Annotated in this window: 1 protein-coding gene; it reads left to right on the plus strand. The window is 63.8% G+C overall.

Translation table 11 applies throughout. The features are described 5' to 3' along the window. On the plus strand, positions 1-908 hold a 908-nt coding region (locus ACVWY8_RS13790), incomplete at its 5' end, for a glycosyltransferase family 9 protein (RefSeq protein WP_457395674.1). Between the last annotated feature and the right edge of the window lie 97 nt (positions 909-1,005).

Consider the following 1,005-nt stretch of genomic DNA (forward strand, 5'->3'; position numbering starts at 1 on the left):
TGGCCAGTTTGCGGCAGCGCTTCCCGGAGGCGGAGCTGGAGGTGCTGGTGGAGCCGCGGGCAGCAGGGGCTTATGAGGTTTGCCCTTCGGTGAACCGGGTGCTGACTTTTCCGTTCAAAGAACAGCTGTCGTTGGGGGATCTCAGCGACCTGCTGGGGCGGATTCGCGAGCGGCAGTACGACGCAGTGCTGAGCCTGGGCCGAAGCTTGGGGGTCAAGCTGTTGTTGTGGCTGACCGGCATTCCCAAGCGGGTGGGCTATGCGCCGCCGGGGCCGGGGCGACCTTGGCTGACCGACCCGGTGCCCCTGAAGCCAGCCCAGTATGCTGCCCAGATGTACCACGACCTGGTGCAGGGGTTTGGCATTGCTGCGCCGGCGGGGTTGCCCCAGATTCGTCTGAAAAAAGCAGACCTGGAGTGGGCAGAGCAGGAACGCAAGCGCCTTTTGGGGGATGCCGCTCAAGATTATGTGCTGTTGCATCCGGGGGCCAGCCAGCTGTCGCAGGAGAAGGGAATTCAGAAGATCTATCCCTCTGCCAACTGGGTCAAGGTCATCAAGGGTTTTCGGGAGAAGCGGCCGGAGCTGCCGTTGGTGCTGGTGGTGGGGCCAGAGGATGAGCAGCTGGCGGAGGGCTTTCTGGCGCAACTGCCGGAGCTGCCGGTGAGCCGTCCTGTCCGGCTGGGGCAGCTGGCGGCCTTGATTGGTGGGGCAACGCTGCTGTTGTGCGCCGATAGCGCTCCCATGCATTTGGCGGTGGCTACCCAGACGCCGCTGGTGGCGTTGTTTGGGCCCACCGACCCGCTGCGGCTGCTGCCTTCAGAGGGGCCGTTTCGGGCGGTCAAGGGGGCCGATGGGAAGGTGGAGTCGATTGCCCCCGAGCAAATTCTGCAGGTGATCTTTCCGGCCTAGAGCCAAGGTTTTCGTGGCAGCAACCCAGTCCAGTTTCTCTGCAGGCGGACCGAGAAGCCTTCTAGCCTGGGAGATGTGTCCCTGTCTGCTTTTAGCC

It is taken from the genome of Thermostichus sp. OS-CIW-32 (genome assembly GCF_054060415.1).